11 protein-coding genes are annotated in these 15,811 nt (G+C 74.4%); 4 read left to right on the top strand and 7 right to left on the bottom strand.

Translation table 11 applies throughout. The features are described from left to right. Window positions 1–18 precede the first annotated feature (18 nt). Window positions 19–1,125: a hypothetical protein gene (locus ACIQU6_RS19010; RefSeq protein ID WP_403482782.1), complete on the bottom strand. Its 1,107-nt coding sequence runs from the start codon at window positions 1,123–1,125 to the stop codon at window positions 19–21. A 171-nt stretch (window positions 1,126–1,296) separates the two neighbouring features. Further along, window positions 1,297–1,983 (bottom strand): TetR family transcriptional regulator, encoded by a 687-nt coding sequence (locus ACIQU6_RS19015; RefSeq protein WP_403482783.1) that lies wholly within the window; start codon window positions 1,981–1,983, stop codon window positions 1,297–1,299. Between the two features lie 309 nt (window positions 1,984–2,292). Here ACIQU6_RS19015 and ACIQU6_RS19020 point away from each other — a divergent pair, with 309 nt between their 5' ends. The 4 genes from ACIQU6_RS19020 (at window position 2,293) to ACIQU6_RS19035 (ending at window position 8,468) form a co-directional block, all read left to right on the top strand. After that, the gene (locus tag ACIQU6_RS19020) at window positions 2,293–3,591 is read left to right on the top strand and encodes a UDP-glucose dehydrogenase family protein (protein ID WP_403482784.1); all 1,299 of its coding nucleotides are present in this window, start codon (window positions 2,293–2,295) and stop codon (window positions 3,589–3,591) included. A 103-nt stretch (window positions 3,592–3,694) separates the two neighbouring features. After that, window positions 3,695–4,903 (top strand): glycosyltransferase, encoded by a 1,209-nt coding sequence (locus ACIQU6_RS19025; RefSeq protein ID WP_403482785.1) that lies wholly within the window; start codon window positions 3,695–3,697, stop codon window positions 4,901–4,903. 92 nt (window positions 4,904–4,995) lie between these two features. Continuing rightward, a complete protein-coding gene (locus ACIQU6_RS19030; RefSeq protein WP_403482786.1) occupies window positions 4,996–6,612 on the top strand; it encodes an MDR family MFS transporter in 1,617 nt (538 codons plus the stop codon). A 428-nt stretch (window positions 6,613–7,040) separates the two neighbouring features. Then, window positions 7,041–8,468: an MFS transporter gene (locus ACIQU6_RS19035; RefSeq protein ID WP_403482787.1), complete on the top strand. Its 1,428-nt coding sequence runs from the start codon at window positions 7,041–7,043 to the stop codon at window positions 8,466–8,468. A 33-nt stretch (window positions 8,469–8,501) separates the two neighbouring features. Here ACIQU6_RS19035 and ACIQU6_RS19040 read toward each other — a convergent pair whose 3' ends face one another. The 5 genes from ACIQU6_RS19040 to ACIQU6_RS19060 all read right to left on the bottom strand — a co-directional run bounded on the left by ACIQU6_RS19040 (window position 8,502) and on the right by ACIQU6_RS19060 (window position 15,804). Next, window positions 8,502–9,392, bottom strand: a complete 891-nt coding sequence (locus tag ACIQU6_RS19040; RefSeq protein ID WP_403482788.1) for an MBL fold metallo-hydrolase — start codon at window positions 9,390–9,392, stop codon at window positions 8,502–8,504. Between the two features lie 147 nt (window positions 9,393–9,539). After that, window positions 9,540–10,889 carry a DUF2254 domain-containing protein gene (locus ACIQU6_RS19045; RefSeq protein WP_403482789.1) on the bottom strand — a complete coding sequence of 450 codons (1,350 nt, stop codon included), beginning with the start codon at window positions 10,887–10,889 and terminating at the stop codon, window positions 9,540–9,542. A gap of 99 nt (window positions 10,890–10,988) precedes the next feature. Continuing rightward, complete coding sequence (locus ACIQU6_RS19050; protein ID WP_403482790.1) at window positions 10,989–12,764, bottom strand: ABC transporter ATP-binding protein; 1,776 nt, start codon at window positions 12,762–12,764, stop codon at window positions 10,989–10,991. Further along, entirely contained in the window at window positions 12,761–14,551 is a 1,791-nt protein-coding gene (locus ACIQU6_RS19055; protein WP_403482791.1) for an ABC transporter ATP-binding protein/permease, read from the bottom strand. The genes ACIQU6_RS19050 and ACIQU6_RS19055 overlap by 4 nt, the downstream gene beginning before the upstream one ends. Next, window positions 14,548–15,804: a nitroreductase gene (locus ACIQU6_RS19060; RefSeq protein WP_403482792.1), complete on the bottom strand. Its 1,257-nt coding sequence runs from the start codon at window positions 15,802–15,804 to the stop codon at window positions 14,548–14,550. Before ACIQU6_RS19060 ends, ACIQU6_RS19055 begins: the two co-directional genes overlap by 4 nt. Window positions 15,805–15,811 lie beyond the last annotated feature (7 nt).

Genomic DNA, 15,811 nt, shown 5'->3' on the forward strand with positions numbered 1-15,811 from the left:
GCACCGTCGCCGTCCGGCTCAGCAGGCGATGCTTCCCCTGCGCAGTGCGTGACCGTCGTCGTTGCTGTCGTCGGCCCAGTACACCGGCTTGGAACCGTTGGCGCAGGCGTCGGATCCGGCCACCGTGAAGCCCTCGTTGTTGAGGTCGGGCATGCCGCTGGGGCGGTCGTAGACCGCGGTGGTGGCGAACCTGCCGGACGCGTCGATCCGCATCGTCCGGTGCTGGCCGTGGCAGGTGTCGTCGCAGACCACCCACAGGCGCGACGCCTGCGGCTCCCACTGGAGTTCCATCACGCCGGCCATGCCGCTCTTGACGGACGCGACGCGGGTGTAGGCACCCGAGTCCTCAAGGACGTATCCGTGGACCATGCCGGTGCCCTCGACGCCGACGAGGAACACGCCACCGGTGTGGGCGCCGTACCGCTTCGGGTCGTAGGCCGCGCCGGTCGACTCGTCCCTGAAGCCGGATGTGGTCAGAAGGGCGTCGGGGACCCACGTGATGCCCTCGAAGCCGAGGTTGGCGCCGACGCGCGGCAGGTCGGGGGTGAGGTTCCATTCCTTGGCGGCGGTCAGCGTGCCGCCCGCACCACCGACGTCGTACTTCAGGACGGACAGGCGGCTGGTCTTGGACGCGTCGGCGTCGCGCTCGCTCGCGACGAACGCGCCGCCCGCGGCACCCGCACCGGTGAGCGTGACACCCTCGCTGTCCGGGCTGCCGGAGCCGCCCGGGAAGTGGAGCGCCTTGCCGGACGTCCACCCGTTGGCGGTGTCCGGCCGCCAGCCGCCGGTACCGTCGGGAACCAGCCGCCAGAGCTTGCCGGAGTTCTGCGCGCCCCACAGCACACCGCGCTCCTGGTAGAGGCCGCTGAGGTCCTCGCCGAAGACGTCGGCGGCATCGGCGGTGGTGACGGAGCCATTGCCGGGCCAAGCCGCCGGTGCGGGGCCGCCGTTGCCGGCCGGGGTGGCGGTGCCGGCGGCCAACGCCCCGTTGTTCCGCGGGTCGTTCGCCGGGGTGGCGTGCGCGGCAGGAGCCAGCAGCGCGCCGACGACCAGCGTCGGGACGACGGCGGCGGTGCAGCGGAAGGCGAGGCGGCGTCGCCGCCGGGAAGCGCGTACTGCGGGCACGGTGTCCGTCCTCCGGAGTGCGATGACAGGGCGACGCGAGACTGCCGGGCCCTGCCGAACGACCGCCGGCGGGTGGGTTGGTGCGCGGTGAACACCTGCCGAATTGCGCCGCGTTGTGGGGAGTCGCGGTGCGCCGCGGAGGGGCGCTCGGGGCGCCCCGACCCGTCCCGATCAGCCCCGGCGGATCGGGCAGCTGTCGGGGCAGCGGAGGGCGAGGTCGCGCTCCGCGTCCTCGGCGTCGGGCGATCCGTGCTCGTCGCACTCCGGCGCCGGAGCCATCAAGACCTCGATGCCGGCCCGGAGATACCGCTCCAGCGTGGCGTCCGGCACCGAGGTCAGGGCGGGGGAGCGGATCTCCGTGCGCATCAGGCTGGTGCCGAGCATCCAGGCCGACAGGAGTTCCGCGCGCAGATCGGCGTCCGCGCCGCCGAGGCGGGCGGCCAGGCGCTTGGAGAACACCTCGGTGAGATCGGCGCGCAACCGCCCCACCGCCTCGTCGCGGCCCGAGGACCGCAGCACGGACAGTACCGGGTGCGGGAAGTCGCCCTCCTTCGGCTGTCCCAGCAACATCGCACAGAACCAGTCGGGGATCGTTTCGACCGGCTCCTGGAGCAGCGGCTCGAACATCTTGCCCGTGCACGCCACGTCGTTGAACAGCGCCTCCTTCGAGCCGAAGTAGCGGTAGACGAGGGCGGCGTCCACGCCCACGTCGCCGGCGATGTCCCGCACGCTGGTGCCCTCGTAGCCGTACTTGCCGAAGCGGAAGGACGCGGCGGCCCTGAGTGCGGTACGCGTGGCCGAGGCCGAGCGCCTGCGGACCACTTCCTTCGACGCCTCGCCGTTTTGCACTCCCGTCACAACCGCACCTCCGTCGTCCGCGGCCCTTCCGCCACCGCCCATATTCCCGGCTGCGGCGACTGTCTCAAAGTCATCGGCCTGATGTCATCGAACGTTGACTTGAGTTCGCGCCACATGTCATACCTAAGTCAGTTCAACGATTGATGACTTGAGTGCTCGCCATGTCAGGGCGGGACCGCGACGCCCGTTCCCGGTCCGCCCGCACGATGCGGCGGCCGAGCGCGTCCGCGCGCACCGCCGCAGTCGTCGCAGGTGGGCACCCCCATGACCGGAAAGTGGTGATCCCCTGTGCCTGCGCAACGCGTTGCCGTGATCGGAACCGGTTACGTCGGACTGACCACCGGTGCCTGCCTCGCCTCCCTCGGCCACCACGTGGTGTGCGCCGACGCCGACCCGCACAAGGTCGCGCGGCTGCGCGAGGCCAAAGTGGACATCCTGGAACCGGACCTCCCCGAGACCGTTCAAGACGGCCTGAACGCCGGCCGGTTGGAATTCACCGGGGACACCGCGGCCGCCGTGACCGGGGCCGAGGTGGCGTTCCTGTGCCTGCCCACGCCCATGGGCGCGGGCGGGGCGGCCGACCTCGCCGCCGTGGAGGCCGTCGCCGACCAGATACGCGAGGTGCTGCCGTCCGGCTGCGTCGTGGTCAACAAGTCGACGGTGCCGGTCGGTACGAGCGAGCGGGTCGCCGCGCTGCTCGGCCGGGCGGACGTGGCGGTGGTGAGCAACCCCGAGTTCCTGCGCGAGGGGCGCGCCGTCCACGACTTCCAGCACCCCGACCGCATCGTGATCGGCGCCGCCGACCCGGACGCCGGGCGGCGCGTGGCCGATCTGTACGCCGACCTGGACGCGCCGCTGGTGCTCACCGATCCGGCCAGCGCCGAACTGACCAAATACGCGGCGAACTTCTTCCTCGCGATGAAGCTGTCCTTCGCCAACAACCTGGCCACCGTCTGCGAGCGCTTCGGTGCCGACATCGACGACGTCACCGAGGGCATCGGGCGCGACCCGCGGATCGGCTCCGCGTTCCTGCGGCCGGGACCCGGCTGGGGCGGCTCCTGCCTGCCCAAGGACACCCACGCCCTGCTCACCGCGTGCGACCAGGCCGGCGTCGACTTCCCGCTGCTGAGCGCCACCATCGAGACCAACGTCAGCCACCAGCGCCAGCTCGTCGAGCGCCTCGCCGCCGCCTGCGGCCGCGCCGACGGCTCGCTGCGCGGCGTGCGGCTCGCCCTGTACGGCCTGACCTTCAAGGCCGGCACCTCCGACCTGCGCGACTCGCCCGCGCTCGCCGTCGCCCGGCTGCTGCGCGAGCGCGGCGCCGAACTCGTCGCGTACGACCCGGCGTTGCGGGAGGAGCAGCCCGACCTGAGCGATCTGGTCGACCTCGTCGACGACCCGGTGCGGGCCGCGGAGGGGGTCGCGGCCTGCGTGGTCCTCACCGAGTGGCCGGAGCTGCGCGAGCTGGACTGGGCGGCGATCGGCGCCCGCATGGCCGGCCACGAGGTCCATGACTTCCGCAACCTGCTGGACGCCGACCGGCTCGCGCGGGCCGGGCTGAGCTGGCAGGGGCTCGGACGCGCGGCGGCGCCGACACGGGTCGCCTGACGTGCGGGGCGACCGGCACCCCGCCGGCGCACCCGCGACGCCCCAGGCTTCCCGCTCCTCTTACCTCAACCACCGAAGAACCTCCTGACGAAAGGTTTTCGACATGCGAGTCCTGTGCACCACCCACGGCAGTCCCTCCCACGGGCGGGCCCAACTCCCCCTGCTGCGCGCCCTCGCCAAGGCCGGGCACGAGGTGCAGGTGGTCACCAATGACGACCTCGCCCCCGTCTTCGCCGCCGACGACGTCCAGGTGACGCCCGCGCTACCGGAGTTCGACCCGACCGCCAGGCTGGGGCCGTACGTCGCCGAGATCCAGAAGATCGAGGACATGGCCGGGCGGATGGCGGAGCTCAGCCGGCTGATGCAGCGCACCCTGGCCGGGCCGAGCATCAAGCCGACCCTGGACATCCTGCTGCCCCTGGCCCGTGACTTCCGCCCCGATGTGGTCCTGCGCGACGGCATGGACATGGCCGCGGTACTCACCGCCGAAACGTTGGGCGTACCGCAACTTCCCACGCCCTCCGGGTTCAGCAACATGATGGACCCCGCCCAGGTGCTCCCCGAGCTCAACAACCGGCGTGCGGAGCTGGGCCTGACCGTGCACGAGGACCCGCTGTCGATCGTCCCGCACGGCCGCGTCGACTACGTGCCGTCCGCCTTCTCCTTCGCCCAGCACCTGCCCAAGTCGTGGGCCTACCGGCAGACCGTGGACGTCGAGCGCCGCGCGGTGCTGCCCGAGTGGGTGGCCGAACTGCCCACGGACCGGCCCCTGGTGTACGCGGCGATCGGCACCGCCCTGCCGATGCTGCACCACCGCAAGGCCGACCAGCCCGCGCCGCTGCCGATGGAGTTCCCGGACCCCACCGAGAGCCTGGGCGCGATACTCGGGGCGGTGGCGGAGCTGGACGACTGCACCGTGGTCGTCTCGACGTCCGGGATCCCGGTCGACACCGAGGGCGTACCGGCCCACGTCCGCGTCGTCGAGCGGGTGCCGCAGCCGCTGTTGCTGGAGTCCGTCGACCTCTTCGTCACCCACGGCGGCTTCAACAGCATCCGCGAGGCGATGCGCACCGGCACGCCGCTGGCGGTGCTGCCGCACTTCGGCGACCAGCACGGCAACGCGGACCGGGTGGAGGCGCTGGGCCTGGGCCGCCACGTCACCGACCGCAGCGCGGCCGGCATCGCCGCCGCCTGCCGGGAGTTGCTCGCCGACCCGGCACCGCGGGCGCGGGCCCGGGCGGCCCGGTTGGCGATGCTGACGCTGCCGGAGATCGAGCACGCCGTCGGCGACCTCGAAGGGATCGCCGGCTGACCGATCGGCCACCGGGCCGGGGCGGTACGGGAGTCAGCTCCCGCCGCCCCGGCCCTCCCGTTTCCGCCACCCGCCACCCTTGAGGACGACACGTGACCTTCTCCGAGACCCAAGAACAGGGCACGGCCGGGGACGCGCCCGCGCGGCTCACCCACCGGCAGATCACCACCGTCATGTCCGGGCTGGCCCTCAGCATGTTCCTGGGTGCACTGGACCAGACAGTGGTCGCCTCCGCGCTCCGGACCATCGCCGACGACCTGCACGGACTGACCGCTCAGGCGTGGGTGACCACCGCGTACCTCATCACCGGCACCCTCGCCACCCCGCTGTACGGCAAGCTCTCCGACATCCACGGCCGCCGGCCCGTCTACCTCGTCGCGATCGGCCTGTTCACGGTCGGCTCGCTGCTGTGCGGGGCCGCCGGGTCGATCTACGAACTCGCCGCGTTCCGCGCCGTCCAGGGCCTCGGCGGCGGTGGCTTGATATCGCTGGCGATGACCATCGTCGCCGACATCACCACCCCGCGCGAACGCGGCCGCTACCAGGGCTACTTCATGGCGGTCTTCGGCGGCGCCAGCATCGTCGGCCCGCTGGTGGGCGGCGCGTTCGCGGACCGGGCCAGCATCTTCGGGCTCGACGGCTGGCGCTGGATCTTCCTGATCAACGTGCCGCTCGCCGCCGTGGCCGCCGTGGCCCTGGTCCGCGTGCTGCGCTTCCCGCACCGAAGGGTGCGGCACCGCCTCGACTACCTCGGCGCGCTCACCCTGGCCGTCGGGCTGGTGCCGCTGCTGACCGTCGCCGAGCAGGGCCGCGCCTGGGGCTGGGGTTCCCCCCAGGCAGTGCTGGCCTATGTGGTCGGCGCGGTGGGCCTGACCGCGTTCGTCGTGGTGGAGCGGCGGATGGGCGAGGCCGCCCTGCTGCCGCAACGCCTGTTCCGGATCCGCACCTTCCGCATCGGCGTCGGGCTGAACTTCGTCTTCGGCATCGGCATGTTCGGCGCGATGACGACCCTGCCGCTCTACCTCCAACTCATCCGCGGCATGAGCCCGATGGGCGCCGGCGTGGCCACCCTGCCCACCGTCGCCGCGAACCTCGTCGTCACGCTGTTGGTGGGCCGACTGGTCGCTCGCACCGGCCGCTTCAAGCTCCCGCTCATGGCCGGATTCGCCTCGCTGGCCGCCGCGTTGCTGGTCTTCGCCACGCTGCGGGTGGACAGTCCGCTGTGGTACGCGATGGTCGGCATGGCCCTGATGGGCGCGGGACTCGGCGCGGCGATGCAGAACCTCACCGCCCTCTCGCAGTCCGAGATACCCCGCACGGAGATGGGTTCGGCCACGGCGACGATCAACTTCTTCCGCTCTAACGGCGGCACGGTCGGCACCGCCGCGTTCCTGTCGCTGCTGTTCGCCACGGCCGCCGGCCAGATCACCGACCGACTGGCCACGGCCGGCCACGAACCGGGCTTCCGCAAACTGCTGTCCCAACCCGACAACGCGCACGCCCTGGTGGGCGTCCTGCGCCCCGGCGGCGGTGTCAACCTGGAGGACTCCGCGTTCCTGCACACCCTCGACCCCGCCGCGGCGCTGCCCTTCCTGGAGGGATACGTCGCCTCGATGCGCCTGGTCTTCCTCGCCGGCGCCGTGGTGACCCTGGCCGCCTTCCTGCTCGCGCTCTGGCGGGTGCCGAACTCCACGCTCTCCGACGAGTAACGGCTCCGGCGTCGACGGCCAGGCACCGGCGGTGGCGGTCGGGTGCGACTGTTGTTTGCCTGCGCACGGGTGCATCCAATCCGCGTTCGGCACACAGGCGTTGCGGTTCCACCGCACCCGGTCACCGTCAGGTTGGCACCGGGCCGGGCCGTTAAACCGACGAGTGTGATGGGCTTTTCGAGGCGGGCGGCGAATAGGTACCGCCGCGGCCATCGCTGATCTTCAAAACCCTGTCCATCCAGGGGTGTTACCGATCCGCACGGCGTCGCTCCGGCGCTGCACCGGCGCACTCACACAGCGCAATCGTGTCGCCCGGGAGTGCGGTGTTGTCGGCGCGCCGGGTTTCACCACCGGGGCGTTGGCAATGCCTTCGACGCCGCGCGGACCGGTCCGCAACCACCGCCGGTTGCGAATCCCCCTGGAGTGCCATGAGCACGGTTGTTGCCCGCCGGGTGTCCGTGTCCGTTCCCTCAGCCCTGATCGCCCCCCTCCTCGTCTTCGTCCTGCTCGACGGGTTCATCCAAGGCAGCGTGGTCTCCCTCCTGCCGGTCATCCGCGACACGTTGCACACCGACACGGCCCAGGCAATGTGGATCACCGCGGCGCAGTTCCTGTCCGCGGCCGTCTGCGTCCCGGCCTTCGGGCGACTGGGAGACCTGCACGGCCACCGCCTGATGCTGCGCGTCGCGCTCGCCTCGATCACCCTCGGCACCGCGCTGTGCGCCCTCGCGCCGACGCTCCCGGTCTTCCTCGCCGGCCGCGTCCTGTGCGGACCGCTCAGCTCCATGCTCCCGCTCTCCGTCGGACTGGTACGGGACCAACTGGACACCGCCGGCAGCCGTCGCGCGCTCAGCCTCCTCGCCGCCGCACTCATCCTCGGAGCCACCACCGGCACCGCCACCGCCGGGCCGCTGTCGTCCCTCTCCGGCGGCGGACGGACGGTGCTGTGGAACCTGGCGGTACTGGCCGCCGCCGGCCTGGGCCTCGCCCTGACCCCGCTCATCGCACGGACCGAGAGACGGGCGAGCGGGCGGATGGACTGGACCGGCGCCGTGCTGCTCGGCCTCGGCCTCACCCTGCTGCTCGGCTCCATCGCCCAGGGCACCGCGCTGGGTTGGCTCTCCCCGACGGTCGTGGGCGGGTTGCTGCTCGCACCGGTGGCCCTCGGCCTGTGGGTGCGCTCCTCCCTGCGCACCCCCCAACCCCTCATCGACGTCCGCGCGATGGCGAGCCGCACCATCGCGCCGGCCTTCGCCTGCGGGTTCGCCGCCGGCGTCGTGGTCCTCGGCGGCCAGGGCGTCACCATCGCCTTCCTCGACGCCGTCCCCGAGAAGGCCGGGTACGGCTTCGGCCTGCCGCACTGGCAGATCGGCCTGTGGATCGCCGTCCCGGCCCTCGTCAGCTTCTGCACCGCCGGCGTATCCGCCGCCGTCGGCAGGCGGTTCGGCTACCGCACCATGCTCACCCTCGCCTTCCTCCTCCTGGCCGCCGGTTTCGCGGTGAAGATGGTGGGATACGCCGTCCTGCCCGTGTGGTACGCCGGCCACATGATCTCGGACGCCGGCGTCGGCCTCGCGATCAGTGGCCTCCCCACCATCATCAGCGAGCGGAGCCCGCGTGACCGGGCGGCGACGTCGACGGCCGTCTACTACAACCTCAAGGAGGTCGGCGGCAGCATCGCCGGCGCCGCCGCGGCGGCGGTCTTCAGCGGCCTCCTCACCGAGACCACGCAGCAACCCTCCCTCACCGCCTACCTGTTGCTGTGGGGGATGTGCGGCGTCACCGCGCTGGCCTCGGCGGCCCTGATCCGCCTCACCCCGCCCCACCACCCCCCGGCGGAGCAGGTCGCCGGCTGATCCGACGCGGACACCGGAGCCGGGGCGGGGCGCCTACGCCGCGCGGAACCGCCCCGGCTCCACCTCCGCGACCAACCCGCCGCCCAGCAACCGGTCCAGGTGCTGCACCGCGGTCCTCCGCTCCACCGGCCGCACGTGCGGCCCTGCGACGTGGGGCCGGTAGACCAGCCGGTGGTCGACGATCTCCTCGACGGTCCGCGGCTCACCGAGGAACGCGAGGAGCGTCGCGTCCCGCCGCTCCACCACGCCGACGTAGGCATCGAGCCGGCGCCGGAACTCCGCGGCCCCCTCGATCACGCCCTTCTGGTGGAACGTGCCGTACCAGCGCGCGTCGATCTCCCGGCACCGCCGCATCGACGCCTCGAAGTCCACCAGGCTGCTGCCGACGTCACCGTAGTAGGGGCCGAACGAGGTCAGATCGATGTCCGCCACGAACAGGAAACCGTCCGGTTCGATCAGGAAGCCGCTGTGGCCCGCGGTGTGGCCCGGGAGGTGCACGACGGTCACGGTCCGCCCGCCGAGGTCGAACACGGCCCCGTCCCCGAACCCCAACGCGTCCGGGCGGCCCTGCACATGGAAGTCGTCCCGCACACTCTCGTCGAAGGCGTCGACCACGTCGGACGGCAGGCCGTACCCGTCGACCAGGGCCCTGCGGTCGCGCAGCGCGTCGAGGTCGCGTTCATGGACGTGGACCGGCACCTGGTAGCCGCCGAGACCGGCGACGTGGTCCTCGTGGGCGTGGCTGACCAGGACGACGTCGGCGGGCGGCGCGGCCCGGACGAGCGACAGCGACGGATCGACGACCAGTATCTGGTCCGTGCCGCGCACGAGCAGCGAGTTGCCGTACGGGTAGGCACCCGAGTTGGCACCGACGAGGACGCTGACCGCGCCGTATTCCGCTGTGGTGTATCCCATGGTGTGCATGGCCCGACTATCGCACCCCCCGGTCCGGCGACCGGCACCGCACGACCAGGGGACGGGTCCACCATGCTGGTGGGGACGGAACACCGCCCATCTGGACGTCACGGAGCGGGTGTTGGGGCACCGGGGCACGTGCCGACCGACGCCGCGTCACACCCAGCGGTGCAGGCCGTTCCCGGTGTCGCCGCTCTCCGTGCCGAGTCCCTGGGAGTCGGGGAGGCGGGCCAGACGGCCGTCGAGGTCCTGGGGCCACTGGGCGCCGGCCTCGGCGTCCATCGTCGTCAGTCGGGAGCGCAGCGGCGGGACCTGCTCGGGGGCGCAGGCCCCGGCGACCGTGGCGTACAGGGCGCGCAGCCGTCGTTGGACCTGCATCGAGGCGTGCCCGAAGTGCCGGATCTCGTCGGTGGCGATGCAGACGTAGTCGGCCCAGGAGCGGGTACGGCGGTGGAACGCGCCCGGTGCGGCCGACGGTTGGCGGGCGGCGAGCCGGGGCGCGATCATCACCAACAGGTCCTCGATGTGGTCCAGGCACTGCACCGCGCGCCCCGGGTCGTTGACGGCCGGGGAGAGCGCCTTGAGCGCGATGTCGACGAGCGCGCGCAGCGCCCCGGCCGGATCGCTGCCCGCGCTGAGGGTGGTGCTGAAGAGCAGATGGCGGGTCAGGTTCCGGCGGCGCCACGGCCTCGCGCCCGGGAACACCAGGAAAAGGGGCGCCTCCTGGGCAACGAAGTCGCCGGTCACCGGGACGAGTTGGATGCGCGCCCCGGTGCGCCGGGCGAGCCGCTCCAGGCCGCGCTCGTCGCAGGCGATGAGGGTCTGGCCGCGCCCGGGCGGGGTGCCGAGCCGGATCACCACGGGATCGGCGTCGGGTCGGGGGCGTGCCGGGGGAGCGGAGGCGGCGGGTGCGTCGGGCCCGTGCTCGGGGTGCGCGCGGTCCACGGCCCGCCGGCCCTCGGCGGCCAGGTAGTGCAGCAACTGGCCTGAGTTCAGTACCCGCGTGACGCGGGTGACGAGCACGAAGAACAGCACGGCGCACACCACGGCGAGCAGCATCGCGAAGAACATGGAGATGACCGGCCGGTAGTCGGCCTGGCTGACGGCGAGCCGCACCGAGATCATCAGGGTGTAGACGAACGTCGCCATGAACGTGCCCATCGCCCAGCGCATCACGGCGTCCTGCTGGAGGATCGGCACCACCCGTACCGACAGTTGCGAGGCGCCGAACTGCATGGCCAGCGTGATCGCGGTGAACACCAGACCGGTCAGCGTGATCATGCCGCCCGCGACGGCCGAGAGCAGCGAGGACATCGAGCCGCTGTCCAGGTGGGCGAAGAAGTTCTCGCCGACCTCGTTCCCGTAGAGGGTGACCTCCCGGTCGACCAGCGGGAACAGCCAGGACAGGACCAGCCCCGCGCCCAGGAGGGTGACCGGCAGCGCCCAGAACCGGGGAGCGCGCAGCCGTTGGCGCGTGAGGAACCACTTCCAGCGACTGCACACCATGCGAGGAATGTACCGATCCGTGATGGTTCGCTGTGCTGTGCCGCACCGAGTGGGCCCGGGTCGGTCAGCTCGCCGACCGGCCAACGGGTCGTCAACTGGTCATCCGTCCGGCCCCGGTGGGTGGGGGAGGGACAGTACCCGGGCGAGGGGGCCCTCCGGTTGGGCGGTGAGGGCGGTCCAGGTGTCGTCGGCCACGACACGGCCGGAGGCGAGCACCGCGATGCGGTCCGCGCGGCGGAGGGTGGCCGGGCGGTGGGCGATCACCAGGGTCGCGCGGTCGGAGGCGCCGGTCGCCAGCGCGCGGGCCAACTCGGCGTCGCCCTCGGCGTCGAGGTGGGCGGTGGTCTCGTCCAGGACCAGGACCCGCGGCTCGGCGAGCAGCGCGCGGGCCAGCGCGATGCGGGCGCGCTGGCCGCCGGAGAGGGTGGTGCCGCGCTCGCCGACCCCGGTGGCAAGGCCGTCCGGGAGGCCGGCCGCGATGCGGTCGACGCCGCACAACGCGGCCACCGCGCGGACCCGTTCGTCCGGGGCGTCGGGCGCGGCGAGGCGCAGGTTGTCGGCGAGGGTGCCGTGGAAGAGGGGGGCCTCCTGGCCGACCACGGCGACCGCCCGGCGGAGGTCGGGCTCCGTCAGGTCCCGTAGATCGACCGGTGCGCCGGTGGCGGGGAGCAGTTCGACGGCGCCGGAGGCGGGGTCCCAGAAGCGGGCGAGCAGATGGGCGCAGGTCGACTTGCCGGCGCCGGAGACCCCGGCCAGGGCGACCGTCTCGCCCGGGCGGACGGTGAGGTGTACGCCGTCGAGGACCGGGGCGCCGCCGTAGTCGAAGCGGAGGTCACGGAGGCGGACCGCGAGCGGCCCCGGGGGGAGGGGGTGGGGCGAGGCGGGTTCGGGGGCACCGGCGGGGGCGTGCGCGGCGGCGCCGACCCGGGCCGCGGCCGCGCGCAACCCACCGGCCTGGCCCAGTGCGGCGGCCGAGTCGGCGAGCGGCGCCAGGACGGCCAGGGCCAGCGCCATCGCCGCCGGGGCCCAGGCGCCGGGCAGCCCGCCCGCGGCCACCACGCGGGCCGCGACGAGGACGGTGCCGACGACGGCGGTGACCACCAGCAGTTCGCGCACGGCCCCGGCGCCGGCCTCCCAGGTCTGCTCCGCGCGCTGCGCCCCACCGAGCGCCTCGCCGCGCTCGCGCAGCCGCGCCCGGCGCCGTTCGAGGGCGTTGCAGGCGAGCAACTCCCGGAGGCCGTCGACGGTCTCCACCGCGTCCGCGGAGAGCTCGGCGGCGGCGGTCCGGGTCCGGGCACCGCGCGCCGCCCGCACCCGGCCGTCGACGACGGGCGTGCCGGCCACCAGAACGGCGACGGGCACCACGGCCACCAACAACCACGGCTCCACCACGGCGAGGACCGCCGTACCGCCGGCGAACACCACTCCGGAGGCGGCGAGTTGGGCGACGGCGTGGGCGTAGAAGAACTCCAGCGCCTCCACGTCGCCGAGCGCGGCCGCGGCCAGATCGCCGCTGCGCCGGCCGGCGATCCGTGCCGGGGCGCTGCGGGCGAGCCCGTCGAAGACCCGGATCCGCAGCTCCGCCAGGACCCGGTAGGCGAGGTCGTGCGAGAGGTCCATCTCCCGCCAGGTCGCCAACGCCCGGAGCAGTACCAGCCCGATCAGCAGCGCCACGGTGGTCGGGGGCGGGGCGCGGTGGTCGAGGACGGCCGTGCCGACGGTGTGCGCGGCGAGGGTGACCAGGGCGACCAGGGCCGCCTGGTCGACGAGCGCGGCGACGAAGGTCCGTACGGTCATGGCGCGGTGGACGGCCAGGACGGGCAACAGGGCCCGCAGCGCGCCCCGGTCGGCGGCCGGGGTGGTGGACGGGGTCATGCGGCGGTTCCCTCGGGGTTTCGGGCGGGGTGCGGGTGGGCCGGTGGGGCGGGGGAGCGGTCCTCGTCGGCGGCGACCAGCCGGGCGTAGAGACCGCCGGCGGCGAGCAACTCGGCGTGGTCGCCGACCGCGTCGACGCGGCCCCCGTCGAGGACGACGATCCGGTCGGCGTGCCGCACCGCGGACAGCCGGTGGGCGACGACCAGGCAGGTGCGGCCGCGGGCGGCGTCGCGCAGCGCGGCGCCGATCCGGGCCTGGCGCCGCTCGTCGACGGCGCTGGTGGCCTCGTCCAGCACCAGGACGGGGGCGTCGGCGAGCAACGCGCGGGCCAGCGCCAGTCGTTGGCGCTGACCACCGGAGAGGGTGTCACCGCGCTCGCCGACGACGCTGTGGTACCCGCGGGGCAGCCGCAGCAGCTCCTCGTGGATGCCGGCGGCGCGGGCGGCGTCGCACAGTTCGGCGTCGGTGGCGTCCGGGCGGGCCAGCCGCAGGTTGTCGGCGACGGTGCCGTGGAAGAGGTAGGTCTCCTGGGAGACGACCGCGATCCCTTGGCGCAGGGCGTCGAGGGCGAGGTCCCGGGTGTCGGCGGTGTCCAGCAACACCCGGCCCTCGTCGGGGTCGTGGCGGCGCAGGAGCGTGCCCAGCAGCGTGGACTTGCCGGCGCCGGAGGGCCCGACGACGGCGGTGGTGCGGCCCGCCGGGGCGGTGAAGCTGACCGCGTCGAGGGCGGGCAGGGCCGCCCCCGGGTGCCGGTAGGAGACGGCGTCGAACCGCACGGCCGGCGCGGTGCGCCAACGGGGCCGTTGGTCGCCGGTGTCGGGGACGCCGCCCTCCGCGGTGCGCAGCCGGGCGATGCCGTCGGCCGCGGAGACGCCCAAGTAGCCGGCGTGCCAGGCCCGGGAGAGGTCGCGCACCGGCCGGAAGCACTCGGACGCCAGCATCAGCAGCAGATAGGTGCCGGTCGCCGCGGCCCGCCCCGATGCCGCGGACCAGCAGGCCACGAGGGCGGCGGCGACCGTGCCGCCCTGCACGGCCAGGTCGGTGAGCCCGGTGTCGACGAGGGAGACCCGCAGCTTGGCGACGGTGGCGTGGTGCAGCTCCCGGGAGGCCGCGCCGAGGCGGGCCCGGGTGCGGCCGACGGCGCCGGCGGCCCGCAGCGTCGGCATGCCCTGGAGGGCCTCCAAGTAGTCGGCGGCCAGCGCCTCGTAGGCGCCCCAGTGCTGCCGGCCGCGGCGCTCCAACAGCCGGTCCCACCAGCGGGGGACGAACACCGCGAGGACCAGTGCCGGGGCGAGCACCAGCGCGGCGCGCGGTTCCAGCACGGCGACCGCCGCCACCAGCCCGACCGGCACCACACAGGCGAGCACGGCCTGCGGCAGATAGCGCGAGACATAGGCGTCCACGCCCTCCACCCCGTCCACCAGGGCGGCCCGCACCGCGCCGGCCCGCCCACCGGCGGCCGTGACTCCCGCCGCGGCACCGCCGGTGCGCCCCAGCCGCTCCAGGAGCGCATCGCGCAGCCGCACGCGGACCCGCGAGCCGGCCCGGACGGCCAGGTCCCGCTGCCGGTGGACCAGCACCGCCCGCAGCACGACGACGCCCAACACCGCGCCGAGCAGCACCGGCAGGCGGGGCGTACCGCCGCGGGCGATGTCCGCGAGGGCCTGGGCGAGCAGCACGGCCTGACCCAGATGGGTCGCGGTGACCGTGGCCAGGAGGGCGGTGGCGCCCCACAGCGGACCGCGGGCGACCCGCGCGGCGCGCAGCAGTTCGGGGTGGAGCATCATGATGCGTCGTCGCCTCCTACGGGCGTGGTGGTCTCGGGGCGGCCCAGGGCCAGGCCGTGCAGCACCCAGTCGCGGCCGGGCCGGTCGCCCAACGCGGCGCCGAGGTCGGCGCCCTGCCAGGACCCGACGGGCCGCGCGCACAACCCCGTGGCGGCGGCCGTCAGGTGCGCGCAGCCCAGGGCGTACCCGGCGGCGAGATGGGCGGCGCGGACGGCCGCGGGCCGCGCGTCGTCGGGGCAGCCGTGCGCGAGGACGACCGCGCCCGCCGTGCCGAGCCACGCCTGGCCGGCGGCCCACAGGGCGAGGGCGGGACGGGCGTCGCCGGTGGCCAGGACGGCCAACCGGCCGTCGGCGTCGAGCTCGTGGAGCGCCGCCCGCCGGCCACCCGTGGCGGCGCACCACGCCACCCCCTCGGGGGCGGCATCGCGGGCCGCGGCGAGGACGGCGGCCAACTCGGCGTCGGTCGGCCCGACGGGGAAACCGGGCGGGGCGCTGCGGCGGGACAGCAGCAGGGCGTCGGGAAAACCCGGGGGCGGCACGGGACGCCAGTGCGCGGTGGTGCCGGGCGCGTGGGTGAGGGCGGTCAACACCTGTTCTGTGGAAGTGGGTTGGGCGTGTTCGTGGGGCGGAGTGGACGGGCCGGCCCAGTGTTCCAGGGCATCGGGTGGGCCGCCGGGCGTCAGGCGCACGGCGATCAGCGGCCGGGCCCGGTCCGCGGGGGTGAGCGCGGCGGCCGCGGCCAGCAGCGCCCCGTCCGCGTCCAGGCACACCGCGGGCGCGCCGGCGAGGGCCAGTGCCGCGGCGGCGTGCCCGGCGTCCAGGAGCAGCAGCGGCCACCCGCGGTGGCCGTAGTGCGCGGTGGTGCGGTGGGCGGTGACGGCGAGCACGGCGAGGGTGCCGGGCGGGGCGGTGCGGGGCGCCGGGCCGCGCGGCCGGAGCCGGTGGGCGAGTGGGTCGTAGGCGTAACGGCCCGCCGGCAGTGGGCCGTTGGGGCCCACGAGGAGGTGGGCGGTCACCGGGTGCAGCGCGCCGGCGGAGGGGGCCGGCCGCAGCCGCCCGCCCCGGCCGTCCGCGGCGGCGGCGAGGGAGAGCCGCAGGATCCGGTCGAGCGCCGGCGGGACCGCCACCGAGGGGCGGGGCGGGGCCGGCGGGCGGCCGTCGGGGGCTTCCGGGCGGGGGACCTCGGCGGAGCGGGCCCGGGCGAGCGCGGAGGCCACCAGGGCCGCGGCGTCGGAGGGTGTGGTGAGGGTCATCGTGCGG

Source organism: Streptomyces sp. NPDC090442 (assembly GCF_044769405.1).
Lineage (GTDB): Bacteria > Actinomycetota > Actinomycetes > Streptomycetales > Streptomycetaceae > Streptomyces.

Bases quoted from the DNA above. Each gene is read 5' to 3' on its own strand.
- ACIQU6_RS19040 (WP_403482788.1), bottom strand. From the start codon at position 9,392: ATGCACACCATGGGATACACCACAGCGGAATACGGCGCGGTCAGCGTC.
- ACIQU6_RS19060 (WP_403482792.1), bottom strand. From the start codon at position 15,804: ATGACCCTCACCACACCCTCCGACGCCGCGGCCCTGGTGGCCTCCGCG.
- ACIQU6_RS19025 (WP_403482785.1), top strand. From the start codon at position 3,695: ATGCGAGTCCTGTGCACCACCCACGGCAGTCCCTCCCACGGGCGGGCC.
- ACIQU6_RS19035 (WP_403482787.1), top strand. From the start codon at position 7,041: ATGAGCACGGTTGTTGCCCGCCGGGTGTCCGTGTCCGTTCCCTCAGCC.
- ACIQU6_RS19055 (WP_403482791.1), bottom strand. From the start codon at position 14,551: ATGATGCTCCACCCCGAACTGCTGCGCGCCGCGCGGGTCGCCCGCGGT.
- ACIQU6_RS19050 (WP_403482790.1), bottom strand. From the start codon at position 12,764: ATGACCCCGTCCACCACCCCGGCCGCCGACCGGGGCGCGCTGCGGGCC.
- ACIQU6_RS19045 (WP_403482789.1), bottom strand. From the start codon at position 10,889: ATGGTGTGCAGTCGCTGGAAGTGGTTCCTCACGCGCCAACGGCTGCGC.